The sequence below is a fragment of the Gordonia sp. JH63 genome (genome assembly GCF_009856645.1).
Classification (GTDB): Bacteria; Actinomycetota; Actinomycetes; order Mycobacteriales; family Mycobacteriaceae; genus Gordonia; species Gordonia hongkongensis.
Genome location: NZ_CP047235.1, coordinates 4759012 through 4780712, shown reverse-complemented (window position 1 = coordinate 4780712; position 21701 = coordinate 4759012). Strand labels below are relative to the sequence as shown.

21 protein-coding genes are annotated in these 21701 nt (G+C 66.6%); 9 read left to right on the top strand and 12 right to left on the bottom strand.

Annotation, left to right across the window (positions count from 1 at the left end):
• Positions 1-189 precede the first annotated feature (189 nt).
• Positions 190-1353 carry an ROK family protein gene (locus GR168_RS21180; RefSeq protein ID WP_058252323.1) on the top strand — a complete coding sequence of 388 codons (1164 nt, stop codon included), beginning with the start codon at positions 190-192 and terminating at the stop codon, positions 1351-1353.
• 36 nt (positions 1354-1389) lie between these two features.
• On the opposite strand, the gene GR168_RS21175 is transcribed toward GR168_RS21180, so the two are convergent.
• Together GR168_RS21175 and GR168_RS21170 are read right to left on the bottom strand one after the other, a co-directional pair.
• The gene (locus GR168_RS21175) at positions 1390-2235 is read right to left on the bottom strand and encodes an ABC transporter permease (RefSeq protein ID WP_058252273.1); all 846 of its coding nucleotides are present in this window, start codon (positions 2233-2235) and stop codon (positions 1390-1392) included.
• Complete coding sequence (locus GR168_RS21170; RefSeq protein ID WP_058252272.1) at positions 2235-3269, bottom strand: ATP-binding cassette domain-containing protein; 1035 nt, start codon at positions 3267-3269, stop codon at positions 2235-2237. The genes GR168_RS21175 and GR168_RS21170 overlap by 1 nt, the downstream gene beginning before the upstream one ends.
• Before the next feature lie 281 nt (positions 3270-3550).
• Here GR168_RS21170 and GR168_RS21165 point away from each other — a divergent pair, with 281 nt between their 5' ends.
• The 4 genes from GR168_RS21165 to GR168_RS21150 are packed head-to-tail and all read left to right on the top strand — an operon-like array spanning position 3551 to position 6601.
• Positions 3551-3952, top strand: coding sequence for a TOBE domain-containing protein (locus GR168_RS21165; RefSeq protein WP_137810905.1), 402 nt, complete (start codon positions 3551-3553; stop codon positions 3950-3952).
• Complete coding sequence (modA, locus tag GR168_RS21160) at positions 3949-4704, top strand: molybdate ABC transporter substrate-binding protein (protein WP_058252270.1); 756 nt, start codon at positions 3949-3951, stop codon at positions 4702-4704. Before GR168_RS21165 ends, modA begins: the two co-directional genes overlap by 4 nt.
• Positions 4701-5516 carry an ABC transporter permease gene (locus GR168_RS21155; RefSeq protein WP_082652945.1) on the top strand — a complete coding sequence of 272 codons (816 nt, stop codon included), beginning with the start codon at positions 4701-4703 and terminating at the stop codon, positions 5514-5516. The genes modA and GR168_RS21155 overlap by 4 nt, the downstream gene beginning before the upstream one ends.
• Positions 5513-6601, top strand: coding sequence for an ATP-binding cassette domain-containing protein (locus GR168_RS21150; RefSeq protein WP_058252268.1), 1089 nt, complete (start codon positions 5513-5515; stop codon positions 6599-6601). Before GR168_RS21155 ends, GR168_RS21150 begins: the two co-directional genes overlap by 4 nt.
• Before the next feature lie 414 nt (positions 6602-7015).
• Here GR168_RS21150 and GR168_RS21145 read toward each other — a convergent pair whose 3' ends face one another.
• The 6 genes from GR168_RS21145 to GR168_RS21120 form a co-directional block, all read right to left on the bottom strand.
• The gene (locus GR168_RS21145) at positions 7016-7549 is read right to left on the bottom strand and encodes an acetyltransferase (protein WP_137810908.1); all 534 of its coding nucleotides are present in this window, start codon (positions 7547-7549) and stop codon (positions 7016-7018) included.
• Between the two features lie 191 nt (positions 7550-7740).
• Positions 7741-8883 (bottom strand): hypothetical protein, encoded by a 1143-nt coding sequence (locus GR168_RS21140; RefSeq protein WP_238994963.1) that lies wholly within the window; start codon positions 8881-8883, stop codon positions 7741-7743.
• 27 nt (positions 8884-8910) lie between these two features.
• Entirely contained in the window at positions 8911-9297 is a 387-nt protein-coding gene (locus GR168_RS21135; protein WP_238994962.1) for a hypothetical protein, read from the bottom strand.
• A gap of 183 nt (positions 9298-9480) precedes the next feature.
• Complete coding sequence (locus tag GR168_RS21130; RefSeq protein WP_137810911.1) at positions 9481-10404, bottom strand: adenylate/guanylate cyclase domain-containing protein; 924 nt, start codon at positions 10402-10404, stop codon at positions 9481-9483.
• A gap of 29 nt (positions 10405-10433) precedes the next feature.
• Positions 10434-11087, bottom strand: coding sequence for a TetR/AcrR family transcriptional regulator (locus GR168_RS21125; protein WP_065630311.1), 654 nt, complete (start codon positions 11085-11087; stop codon positions 10434-10436).
• Positions 11088-11177: 90 nt separating this feature from the next.
• Complete coding sequence (locus GR168_RS21120; protein WP_159371626.1) at positions 11178-12350, bottom strand: TetR/AcrR family transcriptional regulator; 1173 nt, start codon at positions 12348-12350, stop codon at positions 11178-11180.
• 129 nt (positions 12351-12479) lie between these two features.
• Here GR168_RS21120 and GR168_RS21115 point away from each other — a divergent pair, with 129 nt between their 5' ends.
• The gene (locus GR168_RS21115) at positions 12480-13691 is read left to right on the top strand and encodes an acetyl-CoA C-acetyltransferase (RefSeq protein ID WP_058252264.1); all 1212 of its coding nucleotides are present in this window, start codon (positions 12480-12482) and stop codon (positions 13689-13691) included.
• A gap of 47 nt (positions 13692-13738) precedes the next feature.
• Positions 13739-15940, top strand: coding sequence for a 3-hydroxyacyl-CoA dehydrogenase NAD-binding domain-containing protein (locus GR168_RS21110; protein ID WP_159371625.1), 2202 nt, complete (start codon positions 13739-13741; stop codon positions 15938-15940).
• Positions 15941-16090: 150 nt separating this feature from the next.
• On the opposite strand, the gene GR168_RS21105 is transcribed toward GR168_RS21110, so the two are convergent.
• From GR168_RS21105 to GR168_RS21090, 4 genes are all read right to left on the bottom strand, one after another.
• The gene (locus tag GR168_RS21105) at positions 16091-16765 is read right to left on the bottom strand and encodes a slipin family protein (protein WP_159371624.1); all 675 of its coding nucleotides are present in this window, start codon (positions 16763-16765) and stop codon (positions 16091-16093) included.
• A 547-nt stretch (positions 16766-17312) separates the two neighbouring features.
• Positions 17313-17498, bottom strand: a complete 186-nt coding sequence (locus tag GR168_RS21100; protein ID WP_159371623.1) for a hypothetical protein — start codon at positions 17496-17498, stop codon at positions 17313-17315.
• Positions 17499-17597: 99 nt separating this feature from the next.
• Positions 17598-18455, bottom strand: a complete 858-nt coding sequence (locus GR168_RS21095; protein WP_159371622.1) for an alpha/beta fold hydrolase — start codon at positions 18453-18455, stop codon at positions 17598-17600.
• Between the two features lie 22 nt (positions 18456-18477).
• Positions 18478-18810 carry a metalloregulator ArsR/SmtB family transcription factor gene (locus GR168_RS21090; RefSeq protein ID WP_058252260.1) on the bottom strand — a complete coding sequence of 111 codons (333 nt, stop codon included), beginning with the start codon at positions 18808-18810 and terminating at the stop codon, positions 18478-18480.
• 95 nt (positions 18811-18905) lie between these two features.
• Between GR168_RS21090 and GR168_RS21085 the strand changes: the two genes are divergently transcribed.
• Positions 18906-20537 carry an ABC transporter substrate-binding protein gene (locus tag GR168_RS21085; RefSeq protein ID WP_082652944.1) on the top strand — a complete coding sequence of 544 codons (1632 nt, stop codon included), beginning with the start codon at positions 18906-18908 and terminating at the stop codon, positions 20535-20537.
• A 211-nt stretch (positions 20538-20748) separates the two neighbouring features.
• Positions 20749-21678 carry an ABC transporter permease gene (locus tag GR168_RS21080; protein WP_238994961.1) on the top strand — a complete coding sequence of 310 codons (930 nt, stop codon included), beginning with the start codon at positions 20749-20751 and terminating at the stop codon, positions 21676-21678.
• The last annotated feature ends 23 nt before the right edge of the window (positions 21679-21701 follow it).

Sequence of the window (21701 nt, the reverse complement as noted above, 5' to 3'; positions counted from 1 at the left end):
CTGCCCGAACTCTCCACCCGTACTTTGCGCAACGCCCCCGCCTCTCCTGTCCGGCGTCAGCCGGTCACCCGCGCGGTGCGTCGTGCTCCTCAGGGCACGCGCCAGCCCGTACCGTTGACTTCCGTACCGCCGACTCGGACCCCGGGTCCGGTCGCCGACCGACGCGGACCAGTGAAGGGGGACCAGCGGGTGCACGTCGCAACGCCGCGCCTGGAGTTGTCGACCAAACCCGCGGCGCTCGTCCTCCGGGCCGCCCGGTTGTCCGGCCCGCTGTTCCGCGACGATGCGGCCGAGCGCACCGGGCTCAGCATCTCCACGGTCAATCGCCAGGTCAGTGCGCTGTTGAAGGCGGGATTGATCCGCGAACGGGCCGACCTTGCGCCCTCGGGCGCCATCGGGCGGCCGCGGTTGCCCTTCGAGGTCAACATCTCCGAGTTCCTCACCCTCGGTATCCACATCGGATACAAGGTCACCGCGATCACCACCCATGACCTGCTGCATCGCGTCGTCGGGGCCATCCAGATCCCTACCCCGCATGCCGATTCACCGGAAGAAGCACTCACCGCCATCGGTGTCAGCGCACGGCGTTTCGCCGAGCGCTGGACGGGCCGGCGGGTGCTGTGGGTCGGTGTCGCGCTCGGTGGGCGCGTGGCCGACGGCGGGATCGTCGACCATCCCCGGCTCGGCTGGGAGGGCGCACAGGTCGGCCGGACGATCGCCGAGGCCGTCGGACTGCCGGTGTCGGTTGCGTCCCACGTCGAGGCCATGGCAGCCGCCGAACTCGTGCTCAACCCCGACGACCAGCAGTCGAGCTTCCTGTACTTCTACGCGCGCGAGATGCTCGGCATCGCGTTCAGCGTCGGCGGGACCGTGCACACGCCGACCGCGGGACCGCCGGTGATCGGTCACTTCCCGACCGGATCGACCACGTTGCTCGACCCGAACCGGACGGGGCGCCTGGAGCCCGCGGTGAGCGACACCGGTGTCGTGGAAGCTGCACGCGCACTCGGCCTCTCGGTAGCCGATGTGGAAGATGTCCACGCCCTGGCCCGCAGCGGTGACCTCACGGCACGTCGTCTGCTCGAAGAGCGGGCGGAGGTGCTCGGACGTACGGTCGGGCTGATCGCCGACATCTTCAATCCCGATCACATCATCCTCGGCGGACAGGCGTTCACCGATTACGCGGCCGGCCTGCCGACGGTCGCGAAGGCCGTGCGCAAGACCTCGATCGTGAGCAAACGGGATGTGCGCGTGTCACATTCGGGAGCGACCGTGCAGCAGCAGGCCGCCGGCGCGGTGTCTCTCGACGCGATATACAGCGACCCGCTGCAAGCAATCACGTTGACTGCCTGAGCGGGTCGCGTCGACGAACCTCGGTCGGGTGGTGGTCTAATCCGAGGTTCGCTTGTTGTAGGCGCGCAGCGCGAACGGCGCGAAGATGAGCGTCAGCGCGACCGTCCAGATCAGGGTGGCGAGGACCGGATATTGCAGCGGGAGAGCCGCATCCGGACCGAATGCCGGGCCGTTACCCCACAGCACACGCAATGCCTGGACCAGTGACGACATCGGGTTCCATTCGGCGATCGTCCGGAGCCAGGTGGGCATCGGCTCGGTCGGGACGAACGCGTTCGACAGGAACGTGATCGGGAACAGGACCGAGAACATGAAGCCGTTGACGGCCTCGACCGTCCGCAGCCACGAACCGATGAGGATGCCGAACCAGATCATCGCGAAGCCGAAGAGCAGGAGCAGCGCGAATGCGAGGACCGCCTCACCGAACGAGCCCCGGATCCGCCAGCCGATGGCCAGGCCGGTCACGGCCATGACGACGATGCCGATCGAACTGTGGAGCAGGCTGGCGATACTGCGTCCGATCAACACCGACGACCGTTGGATGGGCAGTGACCGGAACCGGTCGATGATGCCCTTCTCAAGGTCGGCGGTGATGCCCGTGGACACGATGAACGCGGTGAACACGATCGTCTGACCCATGATGCCCGGGAGCAGGAACTCCTTGTACGACGCCGAGTCGGTCTGGATCGACGCGCCGAACACGTACGCGAACAGCAGCACGAACATGATCGGCTGAATGGTCACGTCGGAGAGCATCTCCGGCATCCGTTTGGTGTGGATCATGTTGCGCTTCACCATGATCCACGCCTGTTGCCAGATCGTGGTGGGGTGGATCCGCGGCTTGTCCGCGACCACAGCGTGGGTCTGTGCCGTGGTGGTCATCAGGAACGCTCCTCGTCGGTGGTGTTGTCGGTGTCGTCGGTGTTGCTCGACTCCTCGGCGCGGTGGCCGGTGAGGGAGAGGAAGACGTCGTCGAGGCTCGGCCGGGAGAGTCCGAAGTCGTCGACGGAGATGCCACTCTCGTCGAACCAGGCGGCGACGCGGGGCAGGTCGCCCAGGCCGGCTGCGGCTGTCGTGAGCCGGCGGGCCGCCACGTCGACGAACACCTCCGCCCCGTTCTTGCGCAACAGCGACTCGGCGGTCGTCAGGTCGTCGGCGTGCGAGACGGTCAGCACCAGGCTGGCCGAACCGGCCTGCTCCTTGAGCTGCAGTGACGTGCCGTGCGCGATGATGGTGCCCTTGTCGATGACGACGATGTCGTCGGCGAGTTGGTCGGCCTCCTCCAGATACTGCGTGGTGAGCAGCAACGTGGTTCCGTCGGCGACCAGATCGCGCAGGACGTCCCAGAGTTCGGAACGGCTGCGCGGGTCGAGGCCGGTGGTCGGCTCGTCGAGGAAGAGCACCGGTGGCGTGGCCAGCAGGCTGACCGCGAGGTCGAGTCGGCGGCGCATTCCGCCGGAATAGGACTTGACCTGTTTGTCACCGGCCTCTGAGAGGGAGAACTGCTCGAGGAGTTCCTCCGATCGACGCGCGAGGGTCTTGCGTCCGATGCCGTACAGACCGCCGATCATGCGGAGGTTCTCGCGGCCGGTCAGGATCTCGTCGACCGTGGCCGCCTGGCCGGTGAGGCCCATGTTCTGGCGGACCATCCCGGGCTGTTCCCGGACGTCGTAGCCGGCGATGCGGGCTGTCCCGCTCGTGGGCGGCGACAGGGTGGTCATCATTCGGACAGTGGTGGTCTTGCCGGCGCCGTTGGGGCCCAGCAGGCCGAGCACGGAACCCCGCGGCACGGTGAAACTGACGCCGTCGACCGCCGTGAAATCGCCGAAGCGTTTTACGAGGTCGATGGCCTCGATGGCGACATCGGCCGTCGCGACTTCTCCCGGCGCGGTGGTGGGAACTGTGACTGAGCTCATGTTTCTCCACGGTATAGAGGGGGTGTGACAGCCGCGACCGAATTACGTGGCGCGCGGGTGACGTCAGGGAACAATTCAGGGCATGTTCGGGGTGTGGCGATCTCGTACTCGAAGTCAGACCGTCTGCCCGCACCGAATTCATCGGTTGCGGGGCTGCGAATCCGACGGTCGGACCGAAACCGAGCGTAAGACTTCAAGTTGAGTTGAAGTCAACCTTTTTGAGATCCGTGCCTGCGGATGCCGGAGACCGATATCTCCGCATATGCGGATAAGATGTCGTCGTGACCGCTATTCGGATCAAAGACGCAGCCACTCTGCTCGGCGTCAGTGACGACACGGTTCGACGGTGGGTGGCCACCGGCGTCTTGGAACAGTCCGATGGCGGACCGGTCGCCACCGTTGATGGCGCACGGCTCGCCGCGCTGGCCCGCGAGCGCGCGGTGGCACCGGACGACGGGGCATCGGTCGGACGCTCGGCGCGTAATCGGTTCACCGGTCTCGTCACCGATGTCCGCACGGACGCGGTGATGGCTCAGGTGACCCTGCAATGCGGTCCGTTCGAGGTGACGTCGTTGATGAGTGCGGACGCAGTTCACGAACTCGATCTACGGCCCGGCGTCGTGGCCACGGCCGTCGTCAAGGCGACGACGGTGATCGTCGAGACCAACAGGGAGGCCAGATGAGGAGGTCCATCGTCGCGGTCGCCGCGGCCGGACTGCTGATCGTGGCAGGGTCCTCGTCCGGTGGCTCAGATGCCGGCGGGTCTGCGGCCTCGACCCTCGACATCTCGGCGGCGGCGTCGCTGAAGACGACGTTCACGGCGATCGCCGATGAGTTCGAGGCACAGCACGACGGCGTCACGGTACGACTCTCGTTCGACGGATCGTCGACGCTGGCCAACCAGATCCAGCAGGGGGCGCCGGCCGATGTGTTCGCGAGCGCCGACGAGAAGAACATGCGCAAGCTGGGTGATCTCGCCGTCGACCCGGCGGTCTTCGCCACCAACACACTCGTGATCGTCACGGCGCCGGGCAATCCCCGCGGGATCCGGTCATTCTCCGATCTGAACAAGCCTGACGTCACGACGGTCATCTGCCAGTCGGCTCAACCGTGCGGCGCCGCGACCGAGACCGTCGAGCGCAACACCGGTGTCACCATCGACGCCGCCTCGGAGGAACAGTCGGTGAGCGCGGTGCTGACCAAGGTGACGACCGGCCAAGCGGATGCGGGCGTGGTGTATGTGACCGACGCGCGCGGAGCCGGCGACAGGGTGGCCACCGTGACCGATCCGGCATTCGCCGCCGTGGTCAACTCCTATCCGATCGCGGCGCTCGCCGGCGCCGGGGATGGCGAACTCGCCACGCAGTTCGTCGACCTCGTCCTGGGCGCGGACGGTCAGCGCTTCCTGCGCGACGCCGGGTTCGGGGCGCCTTGAGCACGGTCCTTCGTTCCCGACGGGACCCGGCGGGGTTGCCCGGTTGGACGTACGGCTTGGCACTGATCGGCGTCGTGTTGATCGTGCTACCTCCGCTGGCGCTGCTCTTCCGTTCGCCGTGGGGCACCTTCGTCGACCAGATCTCGTCGCCCTCGTCGCTCGACGCGCTGCGGTTGTCACTGATCACCGCCGCGTGCAGCACCGCCATCTGCCTGATGGTCGGGGTGCCGATGGCACTGGTGTTCGCGCGATACGACGGTCCGGTGATCCGGGTGCTCCGCGCACTCGTGTTGTTGCCCTTGGTCTTACCGCCCGTGGTCGGTGGTCTTGCCCTGCTGTACACCTTCGGCCGGCTCGGGGTCGTCGGTGAACATCTGCATGCGGCCGGCATCGACATCGCTTTCACGACAACGGCGGTGGTACTGGCGCAGAGTTTCGTCGCACTGCCCTTCCTCGTGATCAGCGTCGAGGGCGCGGTGCGCGTCGTCGGGACGCGATACGAGGAGGTCGCCGCGACCCTGGGTGCGGGGCCGACTCGGACGCTCTGGCGGGTCACGCTCCCGTTGGTCCTGCCGTCTCTGTTCGCGGGTCTCGTGCTCGCGTTCGCGCGGGCGCTGGGCGAGTTCGGTGCGACGATCACGTTCGCCGGCAACGCGCCCGGGGTGACCCAGACCGCGCCACTTGCGATCTATGTGTCGGCCATCGACGACCCACAGGCCGCGATCCCGTTGTCGCTCATCCTGGTTGTCGTATCCCTGATCGTGGTCGTCGGAGTGCACAGCCGCCGTTCGCGCGTCGGGGGTGGTTTGTGACCGGCGCGGATCTGGAGGTGATCATCGACCTCGAGGTGCCCGCGTTGCGGGTCGAGCACCGGTTCGCCGCGGGCGCGACCACCGCGGTCGTCGGGCCCAACGGCGCCGGCAAGTCGACGATGCTGCGCGCGATCGCCGGACTGGTGCGCGGCGACGATCGGTCCCGGATAGTGCTCGGCGACAGGGTGTTCTGTGACGCGACGACCTTCGTGCCGCCCAGCCGGCGCGGAATCGCATTACTGTCACAGGACGCGCGGCTGTTCCCACATCTGACGGTCGCCGACAACGTGGCGTTCGCGCCCTCGGCGCAGCGTCTCTCGAGGTCGGAGATCAGGGCACGAGTGGAACGCTGGCTGACGGCAACGGAGGTCACCGACCTCGCCGACCGTAAACCGCACCAGCTCTCCGGCGGCCAGTCGCAGCGGGTTGCTATCGCCCGAGCGCTGGCGGCGCAGCCCCGAATCCTGCTGCTGGATGAACCGTTTCGGGCCCTGGACGTCGACGTCGCGAGCCGATTGCGGGCGCTGTTGCGCACACTTCTCGCCGATCGGGACCGCACGACGATCATGGTCACCCACGACTCGGTGGACGCTCTCGGGTTGGCCGACGACATCCTGGTCCTCGAGGACGGTCGCGTCGTCGAATCCGGTCCGACGCGTGCGGTTCTGGCACGACCCACCAGTCGTTTCGCGGCGTCGCTGTCCGGGCTCAACCTGTTCGTGGGACGCATGGACGCGGGCGACGCCGTCGTCGACGCCTCCGGCAATCGGGTCGTCGGCGGTGTCGAGGTCGATGGACCCTCACCGGGGGCCGGGGCAGCGGCCACGTTCTCGCCGCGCGCCGTCGCCGTCTATCTCGAAGCGCCGCATGGCAGTCCGCGTACGACGCTGGCCGCGACCGTCCGTGACGTCGCGCCCCGGGGTGACCACGCCGTGATGACCGCCGAGGTGGGCGAGCAGATCGTCGCCGCTGAGGTGACCTGGGCGGCGGTCGCCGACCTCGGACTCGTCACCGGACTAGCGGTCTACCTGGTGGTCAAGGCGAGCGAGGTGCGGATCAGCGGCGTAGGGCCCGGTTCGCTGTGACCGGTAGACCTGAACTCGACCGGCAGACTGCGATCGAGGTCTGGGGGTCGAGTTGCGGTCTGGGGGTGGGGTTCGGGAACGCGACGCTACGACAATCCACCGCCGACAACGAGACCGAGCGCGAAAGTGGCGGCGGACGGTATACAGGCGAGCTCGAACTTGAGCGTGTCGATGATCGAATCCGAGAGGTACGTCCGATATCGACGGCCAGGCGGGGAGTGCACCGCGCTCCACGAAGTGGAGGTCGACGATGCTCGGTGGCGAGGCCGGTATCTACGCCGGTGGCTCCGGGACGAGACCTGCAGCCGACACCAGTTCGTCATCTCGACATCAGGTAGCCGACGAGCAATCCGACCAGGAACAGCGCGATCGGGTACGTGATGAACATCGAGAATCGACCACTGAAGTAGGTCTTCATATCCCGCCACTTGTTCGGCTCGTGGTTTTCTGCAGCCAACGTGTTTCCATTTCTGTGATCTCCGATTGGGTGCTATCCCAGGCCGACTCGGAGGTGGTTGCGGTGAAGATCGCCAGCGTCGAATTGCCCTGTGCGGTGGGATAGGCGAGCTGAGCTCGACGAACTCGGAGATCGAACCCTCCCGTCCGGTATGTGCCGTCGTCGACACACAGGTATCCATCGAGATCGACAGTGTGATCGAGGACGACTGACTGCTCCAGTGCGGAGATGTCGAGGGTGGTGTCGATTTCGGAGAGTCGTACGACTTCGCACTGGCCGAGATCGAAGTACTGGATGACCACGTTCGACGCGAAGGCAGGTATCGGACTCTCCGAGCGTAGGAGGACACGGCTCGCCATCGACTTGTGTGCCTCGTCGCTGTCCAGGTCGTACCAGGCAGCGGGCGGAAGAAAATCCAGCGCCGGCGTGGACGCTCGGAGGGTCGCCGTACTGCCGAGATTCACGATCGCGTATTCGATGGCAGAGATCATCGACGGCCTCAGGAGAATATGTTGATACTCGTGAACACACCCACGCCGAATGCCGAGGCAGATGGCAACACCACCAAAAAGTTCCTGGTGTAGGTCTCCAGGCCGCCGAGCCAGTAGCCGAACCCGCGTGGGAATGACTCTGCTCGGTGCCGAGGTGCGTGTCGGCGGCTAGGGGAGTTTTGAGCCTGCATTTAGTCGAACCTACCTTTCACCCATTTGCCGAAACTTGCGCCATAGTGACTTCCGAGTGCAGCGCCGATACCCGCTCCGACGGCAGTTCCTACGGGGCCCGCGAATGATCCGATGGCCGCACCCGCCAAGGCGCCGCCAACATACCCGCCACCTACTGCGCCGACGACGGCCGCTGTGGCGTCGCCGCCGTCCTGTTCGTCACGGGCGTACTTGAGTCCTTCGTCCACGACGGTGTACCCGATCCCGGCCCAGAATGCGCCCCGAGCCAGGTTTCTACCGACTGAGTTCAACCGCGCGACATCGTCCGCACTCATCCCGGCTTGCCCCACGGACCGCCGTTGTCTCGCGTACGCATTCTCGATGTCTGACCCGCGACGTTCCAAAGCACCGAGGGCGCCAGTTACAGCGGCGCTCCTGGGGTCCATGCCCGCAAGTCCCAAGGCGTTGAGGACGTACTGGAGGCGTGATGGCTCCAGGTCCGAGGGTTGCCCGGTTTTCAACTTTTCCAATTGCTCCGGGGTCAGGTTCATCGCGCGAAGGAATCGCCCACGCTGTTCAGGAGTCGCCGTGCCGGCGCGCACGGCGGCGGCGTCACTCGCTGCGAGACTCGAGTCGACGAGCCCGCGGTTGACGGCGTTGGCGGCGGGTGTCATTCCGCCGAGTTCGCCGAGTGCTGAGTTGATCCCGTCGCGGGTGGCGGTGACGGCGTTGTCGGCCGCGGTGCCGAGACCGAGCAGAGCCGAGTGGTGCTCGAAAGCCTTTCCGGCGTCGAACTCCGCATCGTCGGGGGCTCGAGACTTGTCGAAGTTGACCGTGTATTCGCGGCTTCCACGATCGAGGATGTAACCGTCGGAGTCGGCAAGGCTGGTTCGGGTCTCGAGAGCCTTCATCGCGTCGCGGATGTTGCTCTGTCCGTTCGTGAGTACGGAAGCCAGATCACCGAACTCGTCGGCCACACCGCGAATCCACCGGGTGAGGCCCTCGGCGCGATGATCGGCAGGACCTCGAGCCATCCCGGTCCACTGAGCACGCGTCAGGTTGAGAACGGGTTCTCCGGCCTTTGGTGCCTCGACTTCCAGGTGTGCCTGCAGTCGAGTGATCCCGTTCGCGATCGACGTCATGACCTCGGGGTTCCAGGACATGACGTCGTTGTAGCTGGGTGGCACGGTCTACTGGACCGAAAGCAGGACGCTCAGCGGGACCACGTGATCTGTCTGCTGACCCCCGCGGGCGGGGTACGCCACGGCGTCCTTGATCGTGCTCGCACTCGCCTGATCGGTCTCGACGGTGGTGTCTTTGGCACCGAGCACCAGTTCGGAGAACGAGGAAACCGTGCCGGACACATTGGCCAGCGCGGATGCGATCCGTTCGTCGGCACCCGCCGCCACCGCGGACATGTCGCTCGAAGCCCCGCGGAACTGTCCGGCGAGCTGGCTGAAGGTCGCTGTCGTACCGTCCAGTCCGGCATGGGAGGTGAGCTCCAACGCCATCAGACGGGATGCGCATCTCGAGATCTCCGTCGCTGACGCCCCGACAGCCGCTGGATCGACGATCATGTCCGACAAAATTCCCCCTTTGACTTCGCGAACCACCATAAATGTTCGACGATGACGATAGCCGGGCAGGGCGCAAACAGCTCGCCACCGTCCACAGCCACGAGTCGCTGTGACCGGCGAACCTCAACTCGACCGATGGACTTCGATCGAAGTCCAGGGGTCGAAATGAGGTTCGCCAGTGGGTCAGTCGCTCAGCGGACCGTTGCGGTGTGCTTCGAGGACACGGGCCTTGAGGTGTTTGTATCCCCGAACGCGCAGTGTCGGTATCGATTTGAGGTAGAAGCGGTCATCACCGCCGAGCTGATCGGCGATCGCGTCGTCGATGAGTGTGGTTCCGGGACGGGCGGATCCGGCGAGGCGGGAAGCGATGTTCACCGGCTCGCCGAAGACGTCTCCGAGCCGGGCGAGGACGGAGCCGCGCGCCATGCCGACCCGCAACGGCGGAAGACTGTCGTCCGTGGAGAGCTGATGGATCTCGAGCGCGGCACTCGCGGCGGCGGGGGCGTCGTCGAAGGTGAACATCACCGCGTCGCCGAGGGTCTTGATAACGCGGCCACCATGATTTACGACCACGTCGAACGTGTCGTCTTCGAACGAACCGAGCAGGGACTCCAGGTCATTCAGATCGATGCGCCGGGAAAGGCTTGTATAGCCGACGATGTCGGCGAAGCCGACGATCAGGTCGATCTCTTCGTCGTCGGAGTGATCGGTGTGACGCTCGATCGCCTGCGCCATGTGCCGACGCCAGATGAGTTGCTGGATCTGGCCGAGCGCGAGGCTCATCTGGTCGAAGTCCCACGGCACCGCGGGGTCGTCGACGATGTCACGCAGCAGGTCGGCCTCCCACTCCGCGAGTCGGGACATCGTCTGTCCGATGGCCCGGGCCATCGCGATCTGGCTGGTATCCGGCATCGCCGCCGAGGAGGATGCGAACATCCGGAGCGCGGCGAGGTCGCGATCGGAGAAAACCTTGTCCGAGGACGGTTGACGCACGAAACCGAATGCATTCCAAGCTTTCTCGGCGAAATCAGCGGACAGTCCGAGTTCGGCGACCAGTTCGTCGCGAGTGTAGCGGGGGCGGTCCCGCGCTTCCGAGGCGTCGTTCATCCGATCCGAGTCCCATCTTCGGCGTCGGCTCAGCATAGCGGGCGGGCCGGTGCGGCAGGGTCGGTCTGACGCGCGGAGAGCATCCGCATCGTCGCGTCCGATACCGTGCCGATCACGTCGTCGAGAGACAACGGGCCACCCGGGCGGTACCAGCGCCACACACTCCCCAGGACGCCCAGTACGAGACGCGCCTGGAGCATGGCGTCTCCGTCGACGAAATCGCGGGCGTCCATTCCACGCTTGATCAGGTCTGCCCAGTTGCTCTCGATCTCGGCGACCAGTTCGCGCGACCGGACACGTTCGGCCTCTTCTCCGTTCGACCGGCGAGGAGTACCCAGGATGACCATCTGGTTCTGCACTATTCGCCGCTGCAGGACGTCTACGGGTTCGCCGCGCAGCGATGTTGCGACCGCTGAGCGGAGGGCTTCAACCGGGTCAGGAATACCGGCGGTCCCTGCTCGGAATCGCTCAATCGAATCGCCGAGTTGGTTGCGCATGATGGTCAGAAGACAGTGTGCCTTCGACTCGAAATAGTGGTAGAGCGCTGTCTGTCCGATGCCGACCTCGTCGGCGATGGATGCCCACTTCGTGTGTTCGTAACCGACTGTGCCGAAGTGCTCTGTCGCGACGGTCAGGATCTGCGCGCGCTTGGATCTGGGACCGTCATCCACAGTTACCGACATCGTGACCCTCCCTTGTGCCGGACGTTACAACGTGGACAGCGTCGGGTTCATCTGAGCCGCGACCCGATTCAGCGCACTCCCTCGCGCGGATCAGAGCGCGAGCACGCCCTTCATGAGGTACGCCATCCGCGCGGCGAACTGCGGACTCTCCGAGCCGCGTCGCATGCGCACGGCGTCGTTGACGATCGAGAGCGCCGCGTGCACGGCGACCGCGCCTTGATCGCGCTTGATCTCCGGATCGACTTGCATGAGCAGATCCACCCAGCGCGCCACATAACGTCGCTGCACGTCGACGAGATCGGTGGCGCTCGCTTGTCCGGCGAGCGCGGGGGAGTTGTTGAAGCTCACCGACAGATCCGGGGTGCTGGTGATCACGTCGACATACGAATCGACGAGCGAGGCAAGCAATTTCGCGGGGTCCGAGGTGGCGCCGTAGGCCGCCATCACCCCCGCCTCCAGGCGCGCGCCGCTGCGCTGTCCGATGGCGACGAGGATGGCCAGCTTCGACGAGAAATGTTTGTAGACACTGGGACCCGCGATGCCGACGGCGCCGCCGATCTCGTCGACGCCGACGTCGGTGTAACCGCGGTCGGCGAACAACTCGGCGGCGGCGTCGAGGATCTCGTCACGCCGCGAACCGGGCACAGAGGTGACCGTCGGCGACGTCGCGAACGGCGGTGCCGCGGTGGGGCTCAGGGCGAGAATCCGACGGATGAGCTTCTCGATCTCGCCTCGTGCACGCGCCCCGGACATGCGGGTGTGGTGCACGGTGAGGCTGCCGCTGACGCTCAGCACCGCCCACGCCAGCTGCACGGCCTCACGGTCGGTCAGATCCGTGCGCCGGGCGGCGAGCGCCGACGCCCAGTGGCCGATCACCTCGCGGGTGCGGACTGCCACCAGTTTGTTCTGTTCGGTGGTGAGGTAGTTGCTGGTCCACCGCCACAGCGATGCCGCTTGGGGACGCTGGACGGCCAGGTCGCAGACCGTCGAGATCAGCGAGTTCGCGTCGACGCCGTCGGCGAGCGCCCGGTCGGTGCAGGACTCGAGATCGTCGACGCCGGCCAGGACCGCCGCGGCCAGCAGCGACTGCTTGTCGTCGAAATGCCGGTACACCGATGGCGCGGTGACGCCCGCCGAGCGCGCGATGTCGGCCAGCGAGACCTGCGCATACCCACGCTGGAGGAAGAGCGCGGCCGCGGAGTCGACGAGCTGTCGTTTGCGGTCGGCGCCCCTGGTGCGGGTGGCGGGTTTGGGGTCAGGCATGGTGAACAGACCATAGCGCACATTCGACAGAACGCCAGACCTCTTGACCACCGGGTATAGCCAAACTAGTTATTCCGCGTTAGCCTCGGTGGGTAACCAACCAGTGGTTCGTGTGAAAGGAACACTTTCGTGCCTGATCAAGCATTCATCTACGAGGCGATCCGTACGCCTCGTGGCAAGCAGCGCGGCGGTTCGCTGCACAGCGTGAAGCCGGTCGACCTGGTCTCCGGTCTCATCAACGAGGTCCTGTCGCGTCACGGCGGCCTCGATCCGGCCGACGTCAACGACGTCATCCTCGGTGTCGTCTCCCCGGTCGGCGAGCAGGGCGCGGTCATCTCGCGCACCGCCGCCCTCAACAGCGGTCTCCCCGAGACCGTCCCGGGAACCCAGATCAACCGCTTCTGCGCCTCGGGTCTGGAGGCCGTCAACCTGGCCTCGGCCAAGGTCGCCTCCGGCTTCGACGACCTGGTTCTCGCCGGTGGCGTCGAGTCGATGTCGCGCGTCCCGATGGGCAGCGACGGCGGTGCGCTGTTCACCGACCCGGCCACTGCATACGACCACTACATCGTCCCGCAGGGTATCGGTGCCGACCTGATCGCCACCATCGAGGGCTTCTCGCGCGAGGATGTCGACGCCTACGCGGCCGAGTCGCAGGCTCGTGCCGAAAAGGCATGGAACAGCGGCTACTTCACCAAGTCCGTGGTTCCGGTCAAGGACATCAACGGCGTCACCGTCCTCGATCACGACGAGCACCGTCGTCCCGGCTCGACCGTCGAGAGCCTCGGCAAGCTGAAGGCCGCCTTCGCAGCTCTCGCCGACATGGCCGGCTTCGACGACGTCGCGCTGCAGAAGTACCCGAGCGTCGAGAAGATCAACCACGTCCACACCGGTGGCAACAGCTCCGGCATCGTCGACGGTTCGGGCCTCGTGCTCGTCGGCAGCGAGGAGGCGGGCAAGCGCAACGGCCTGACCCCGCGCGCCCGCGTCGTGTCCTTCGCCGAGATCGGCAGCGAGCCCACCATCATGCTCACCGGCCCGACTCCGGCCACCGAGCTGGCGCTGAAGAAGGCCGGCCTGACCGTCGACGACATCGACGTGTTCGAGCTGAACGAGGCCTTCGCCTCGGTCGTCATGAAGTGGATGAAGGATCTGAAGATCCCGCACGAGAAGGTCAACGTGAACGGTGGCGCGATCGCCATGGGTCACCCGCTCGGTGCAACCGGCGCGATGATCTACGGCACCTGCCTCGACGAGCTCGAGCGCACCGGCGGCCGCTACGGCCTGATCACCCTCTGCATCGGTGGCGGCATGGGCGTCGCGACCGTCATCGAGCGTCTCTGACTCTCCCGGCGACCACCACTTCACGAGAAAGAACTCTGCGAATCACCATGAGTGACAACATGATCAACTGGGAGAAGGACGCCGACGGCGTCGTCATCCTGACCATGGACGACCCCAACCAGGGCGCCAACACGATGAACGCGCTCTACCAGGAGTCGATGGCCGCGACCGTCGATCGCCTGGAGGCCGAGAAGGACGACATCACCGGTGTCGTCCTCACCTCCGCGAAGAAGACCTTCTTCGCCGGCGGCGACCTCAAGGACATGACGAGCGATCGCAGCGGTGTCTCCAAGGAGGAGATCGCCACGCAGATCACCGAGACCACCAACGCCATGAAGAAGGTGCTGCGTCGTCTCGAGACCCTGGGCAAGCCGGTCGTCGCGGCCATCAACGGTGCCGCGCTCGGCGGCGGCCTGGAGATCGCGCTGCACACCCACTACCGCATCGCCGCGGACGTCAAGGGTGTTCAGATCGGCCTGCCCGAGGCGACCCTCGGCCTGCTGCCCGGCGGCGGTGGCGTCGTGCGTACCGTCCGTCTGCTCGGTATCCAGAACGCCCTCATGGGTGTCCTGCTCCAGGGCCAGCGCTTCAACCCGACCAAGGCCAAGGAGACCGGCCTGGTCAACGAGGTCGTCGGCTCCATCGAGGAACTGATCCCCGCCGCGAAGGCATGGATCAAGGAGAACCCCGAGGCTCAGCAGCCGTTCGACGTCAAGGGTTACAAGATCCCGGGCGGTGCCCCCACCAACCCGGCGTTCGCCGCGAACCTCCCGGCTCTGCCGGCATTGCTGCGCAAGCAGATCAAGGGCGCCAACATGCCGGCTCCGCGCGCCATCCTGGCCGCCGCGGTCGAGGGCGCCTACGTCGACGTCGACACCGCCGACATCATCGAGACCCGCTACTTCGTCTCGCTGGTCACCGGCCAGGTCGCGCAGAACATGATCAAGGCGTTCTTCTTCGACCTGCAGCACATCAACGGCGGCGGCTCGCGCCCCGAGGGTTACGACAAGTTCACCGCCAAGAAGGTCGGCGTCATCGGCGCCGGAATGATGGGCGCGGCAATCGCTTACGTGTCGGCGAAGGCCGGCATCGAGGTCGTCCTCAAGGACATCGACCTCGACGCCGCCAAGCGTGGCAAGGGCTACTCGGAGAAGCTCGAGGAGAAGGCTCTCGCCAAGGGCAAGACCACCCAGGAGAAGAGCGACGCGCTGCTCGCCCGTATCCACCCGACCGTCGACGCCGCCGACTTCAAGGGCGTCGACCTCGTCATCGAGGCCGCCTTCGAGTCGGTCGAGGTCAAGCACAAGGTGTTCCAGGAGATCGAGGACATCGTCGAGCCCGACGCCGTCCTGGGTTCCAACACCTCGACGCTGCCGATCACCATCCTCGCCGAGGGTGTGAAGCGTTCCGAGGACTTCATCGGAATCCACTTCTTCTCGCCGGTCGACAAGATGCCGCTGGTCGAGATCATCAAGGGTGAGAAGACCTCGGATGCCGTGCTGGCCAAGGTCATCGACTACACGCTGGCGATCCGCAAGACCCCGATCGTCGTCAACGACAGCCGTGGCTTCTTCACCAGCCGCGTCATCGGCACCTTCGTCAACGAGGCCATCGCGGCCGTCGGCGAGGGCGTCGAGCCGGCGTTCATCGAGCATGCGGGCACCCAGGCCGGCTACCCGGCCGCGCCGCTGCAGCTCATGGACGAGCTGACCCTGACCCTGCCGCAGAAGATCCGCAAGGAGACCGAGGCAGCGGCCAAGGCCGAGGGCAAGGAACTTCCGCAGCACGGCTCGAACGCGGTCGTCGACTGGATGGTCGAGAACGGCCGCACCGCCAAGAAGGACGGCAAGGGCTTCTACGACTACGACGAGAACGGCAAGCGCACCCAGCTCTGGCCGGGTCTGCGTGAGCACTTCAAGTCGGGCACCACGGAGATCCCGCTCGAGGACATGAAGGAGCGCATGCTCTTCGCCGAGTCCCTCGAGACCGTCAAGTGTTTCGACGAAGGTGTGCTCACCTCGGTCGAGGACGCCAACATCGGTTCTATCTTCGGCATCGGCTTCCCCGCCTGGACCGGTGGTGTCATCCAGTACATCAACGGTTACGAGGGTGGCGTGCCCGGCTTCGTCGCGCGTGCCAAGGAACTCGCGGGCAAGTACGGCAAGCACTTCGAGCCGCCGGCCTCGCTGGTCGAGAAGGCCGAGCAGGGTGTCACCAAGCTGACCAACGAAAACCTCGCTGCGAAGTAGGGATTTCGCTGGGTGACCAGCAGACAACAAGGGCCCCGGCCGGATTCGTTCCGGCCGGGGCTTTGTTGTGCCAAAACCGTTCCCGCGTGGCCATTTCCATCCCGCTGATCTGATCCGATCAGCGGGACGGAGACGGGACCGCGGGAAGGCTCAGTCCTCGGTCGCCACCTCGGCACCGCCGACGCTGAGGACGACGCGGGCGCCATACGGCACCGACTCGACGAGGCGCAGCTGGGCCAGTGCCGGGTGGGCATCGAGCAACCGGCCCGCGTTGGCCAGCGCGCGCAGCGCGGCGGTCTCCGCGCGTGCCGCCTCGAGCTTGGCCTGACCGCGGGTCTTCGCCGTGATCACCTCGAGGGCCGCGGTGCGGACCTCGGCCGGGACGATGACGTCGTGACAGACGACCTCGAGAACCTCCAGACCTACGGTGCCGGCTACCTCGGCAGCCGCGGCGCGGATCGGCGTGACGTCGACGGTGTCGCCGCGACGGATGAGGTCGTCCGAACCCACGCCGGCGCAGACCTCGCGCAGCGCGACCTGCGCGGCCAGGTAGACCGCGCCGATCGGGTCGGCAGACCGCTCGACGAAGGCTACCGCGTCGATCACGCAGGCGCGCAACGTCATCGAGACACGGACCGACATGGAGTCGGCGGTGAGTATCTCCTGCGGCGCGACGGGGATCAGTCGCTCGCGCAGGTCGACGTCGAACGTGGCGTCAGGCTTGCGCACACGGTGGCGGCCGGCGGGCAGTGCCTGGACGGCAGTACCCCGGTAGGCCAGCACGGTGTGACCTGGCGAGACAGTGATTCGGTTGTGGAACAGCATGGCGATCCTCCTTCCGTTGCGTCGCAATGCTTGTCGGGTCGGGTGTGGGTTCGGATGGCGACACCGCTCGCGGGTGGACCAGCCGGTGGGGTTCGCCGCGGAGTCGCGGACGACTCGGACGACGACCACAAGACCGGCCCGGCCCGTGCTCCCGGGAGCGGTGCCGTGTCAGGACTCGAACCTGCTCGGGATGTATCCCTTGCCATCTGAAGGCGGACGAGGATTCCGACGCGCAGAAACACTTTGCGGTACCCCGCTCCGGTCTGCTGGTCCTCGTGCCGAACGGGAACTATGCCAGCGTCGTGCGCTGGGGCGCAACGGAATAACGGCGAGTGCGGGGGTGACCCTTCGTGATGCGCCCTCCGCAAGCTCCGGGCGCTCCTCAGGGAGCGGAGGGACCGCGCCGCACCTGCTCCGTCCGTGACCGACAGACCTCAACTCGACGTCCAGACTCGATTGAAGTCTGTCGGTCGAGTTGAAGTCTGCCGGTCGCGGGCCCGACCGCTTACTCGGGGCGCATCCTCGGCGTCGGCCCCTGGGTAGGTCGTCACGCGCCCGGATGCAACGGAATGTCGGCCGTCACGAATCCCGATGGAACCGATGGGCGCCGAGGCACGTCCAACTGTTCGTGATCCCGATACCCACCGATCGTTCCGGCCTCATCCTGCGCGAGCACGCCGTGCGTGCCGGTTTCTCCGAAGCCGACCTCGACGAGGCAGTGACCCGCGATCACCTGGTGTGTCTGGGTCCTGGCGTGTTCGCCATTGCGGTCGGGTACCTGTTGTGGTCGCGGGGGTGACGACGCCCGGCGGCGCGACTCGACCACAAGCGGTCATCGGGCGAGGAAGGCTCCCACCGTCGCCTCGAAGGCGGCCTTCGCCTCGATCATCACCCAGTGTCCGCATCTCGGGAAGACGTGCAGTTCGGCGTCGGGGATCAGGCGCATCGGGACCATCGCCATGTCGGGTGGGCTGACACGGTCGTCGCGGCCCCAGGTCAGCAGCGTCGGGCAGGCGACCTTGTGCATCGACGCCCAGTACGGCGGGTTGTCGGACGCGGCCATGAACTGCTGCTGCATCTCGAATGCGGCCGAGCCGTACATCATCTGCGCCGTCTTCTGCGCGTCGGGATTGATGGCGGCCTCCCAGCGCTCGGCGATCAGTTCCTCGGTGACCAGGGCGCGGTCGAAGACCATCGAGGTGAGCCAGCGGACGAGCTTGTCCTTGTCCGGGGCGTCGGTGAACTCCTGCAGGAGTCGGAGGCCCTCACTGGGGCTGGGGCTGAACACATTCGGGCCGACGCCGCCGATGGTCACGAGCTTCTCGACGCGCTCGGGCTTCTTGATCGCCAGGTTGACGCCGACGACGCCGCCCATCGAGTTGCCGATCATCGCGGCCTTGTCGATGCCGAGCGCGTCCATGAACCGGATGACCGAACCGCCGGCGGTCAGCACCGGGTGGCCTTCGACGGCGTCGCTGACGCCGAAGCCGGGGAACTCGAGAACGAAACAATGGTGCGTCTGTGCGAAGTGTCCGAGGTTCCCGCGGTAGTTGCGCCAGCCGGTCACGCCGGGGCCGGACCCGTGCAACAGGATCAACGGCGGCGCGTCGGCGTCACCGGCCTCGTGATAGCGCAGCGTGCCCTGGTCGGTCGTCAGTTCCCGTTTGGTCGCATCGAAGGTGACATCCACGTCGACCAGACTAGAACGTGTTCTAATCCGTTGTCACCGGGTGGGCGTGATCCGGCCGATCCGCTGAGGTCAGATGCCCGACCCCGATGATGTCGTGCAGGATGCGGTGCACGATCGCGTCGCCGACGACCTCGTAGTGGACCGCCCGTCCGGATTTCTCCGAGCGGACCCACCCCTGGTCGCGCAGCTTGCGGATCGACTGCGACGCGGCGTTCTCGGTGACGCCGATGCGGGAGGCCAGTTCGGCGACCGTGGAACCCGGGCGCGCGTGCATCTCGGCGACGAGACGGAGCCGGTTCGGGTCGCTGAGCAGCATGAACCGCGCGGCCCAGGAATCCGCGTCGAAATCGGTCATCGGGCCTCCTGATGGTTCCGGCGACATAGCAATAGTTGTACGCCGATCGTTCACCGCCCTGTCGGGTGGCGGCAAACGTGTGTCTGAGAGAACATATGTCTGTGCGCACAGGTGTTGGGAGAACGACGTCGACGATCCGCGGGATCGCCATCGCAGGCGCGGCCGCGCTGATCGCGACCGCCGCGCTCGCCGGCTGTTCCTCGTCGGATGGGACAACGGCGACAGATCAGATCGTCCTCGGCGAAGGTCAGGACCTCGGCGACTTCAACCCCATGCTCGGGTATGGACAACTCGGCGTCTCGCCGATCTACGACGGTTTGCTGAGCCCGGCGGCCGACGGTGACGACCGGGTGCCCGATCTTGTGGCATCGCTCGCCGAGTCGGAGCCCGAACGAGTCGGGCCGCGCACCTGGCGGGTACCGCTGCGATCGGGTGTGACGTTCTCCGATGGCACCGCGTTCGACTCCGCCGACGTCGTGGCGACGTACGGCGCGGTCGTCGATCCGCAGGTCGCGTCCGACATCTCGACCGATTTCGCCCCGATCGTCGCGATCGAAGCAGATGGGCCGCAGGCCGTCACGGTGCGGATGAACACCGAGGCCGACCCGTCGCCGTATCTGCTCCTCGGGATCGTGCCCTCGGAGAAGGTGGAAGCGAAGCCTGCCGCCGAGTGGGCGCTGAACACGGCACCGGTCGGTACGGGCGCCTACGTACTGGACTCGCTCGAACCCGATCAGGCCGTCCTTGTGGCGCGTGAGGGCTACTGGGGTGAGCAGCCGTCGGTGACACGCCTGGTGTATTCCCATGTGCCCGATGACAACACACGGGCACAGCGCATCACCACCGGCGAGATCGACGGCGCCAATCTGCCACCCCGAGCGGCCGAGAGCCTGGCCGGCCGCGATGGTATCGACGTCGTCGCGGTGAAATCCGCTGACTGGCGCGGTGTCTCGTTGCCCAGCGCCAACGCGTTCACCGCCGACCCCGCCGCACGACGGGCGATGAACCTGGGTGTGGACCGGCGCGCCGTCGTCGACGACGTCCTGATCGGCAAAGGAGAAGCGGCCAGCACGCCGATCGCGTCGGTCTACGGTGAGGAGGTCTACGACCAGGGCGCGCAGTTCCCGTTCGACACCGACGCGGCTGCGGCGGCCCTCGATGCCGCGGGATGGCGCATCGGCGACGACGGCGTCCGCGCTCGAGGCGCCGATCGTGCGTCGTTCCCGCTGCTCTACAACGCCGAGGACACGCTGCGGCGCGACCTCGCGGTGGCGTTCGCGGCGCAGATGAAGGCCATCGGGGTCGAAGTCCTGACCCGGGGAACGTCGTGGGACGAGATCGAGACGAAGATGACCTCCGCCGGTGTGTTGCTCGGTGGCGGGGCGACGCCGTACAGCATCGACTCCCAGGTGTACGACACCCTGCACACCCGCGTGCCCGATTCCTCGCCGTACTCCAACCCGGGCAACTTCACCGCGCCTGGACTCGACGCGCTGCTCGACGAGGCACGCGAGAGTGCGCCCGGCCCCGAGAACGATGCCCGGTACAAGCGGATCCAGCAGATCTACGAGCAGCAGCCGTCGTATGTCTTCCTGGCCTTCCTGCACCACACGTACGCATCGCGAAGCGCGGGCTGGCAGCATGACGCCCCGATTCTCGAACCGCACTCGCACGGCGTCTCGTGGGGGCCGTGGTGGAACATGCCGTCGTGGCGTCAGCAGGGGTGACCCCGTCGGGTGGGCCCCGCCCGAGCGGAACCTCATGACACGGTCAGGCACACGGGATGCGGCGCTGCTGGGGACGGGTGTAACCGCAGCGGCCGGAGCCCGACGCCCGGATGTGGCGAAGACACCCGGGAAACCGCTGGGCGAGAGGCCATCGCGTCGCCGCTCGCGGGTGCGGGCTGTCGGCCGGCTGCTGGCGCGTCGTGTCGCGCTGATGGTTCCCACCGCAATTCTGGTGTCGCTGGGCATCTTCGCCATCGCCGCGGCGTCGCCCTTCGACCCCCTGACCGCCCATCTCGGTGACAACTACCAGTCCGCTACCCAGTCTCAGCGCGACGCGGTCACGGCCGCCTACGACCTCGACCAGCACTGGCTGCAGGCGTGGTGGAACTGGTGGGGCGCACTGCTGCACGGCGATCTGGGCTGGTCGTCGACACGAGGTCAACCTGTCGCCGACGTCATCGCCGAGCGCTGGCCGTTCACGCTCGGGATGTCACTCGCGGCGCTCGTGTCGGCGGCGGTGATCGCTGTCCTGGGCGGGGCTGTCATCGGGATGCGCCGGGGCGGAATCCTCGATCGCGCGTGCACGGCAACGGCCGCACTCCTCGCCGCGACCCCGCCCTTCGTGGTGTCGCTCGTCCTGGTCAGCGTGTTCGCGGTCGGTCTGGGGTGGTTGCCCACCTCGGGTGCCCGTCGTCCCGGCGACGACTATTCGCTCGACGGCCTGCTGACCCACGCGGTCCTGCCGTACGTCGCGCTGACGTTGTCGATGATCCCGTGGTTGCTGCTCACCATGAGATCCGCGGTCGTCGACGCGGCGGCATCCGACGCCGTGCACGGTGCTCGCGCGCGCGGTGTCAGTGGCTGGGCACTGTTGCGAGGCCACGTTGTCCCGGTGTCGGTGCTGCCGACGCTGGCACTCCTCGGCACTCGCCTGCCGGAATTGATCGCCGGGGCGGCCATCGTCGAAACGGTGTTCGGCTGGCCGGGTCTGGCGCAGTCACTCGTGGATTCCGCTGTCGCGCTCGATTTCTCGTTACTCGCCGCGTTGGCGGTGGGATCAGCTCTGCTCGTACTGCTCGGCTCCGCACTCTCCGATGCGGCCGCGGTGTGGGTGGACCCGCGGATCGGCATGGTCGCATGACGGCACTGGCGGCGCATCAGCCT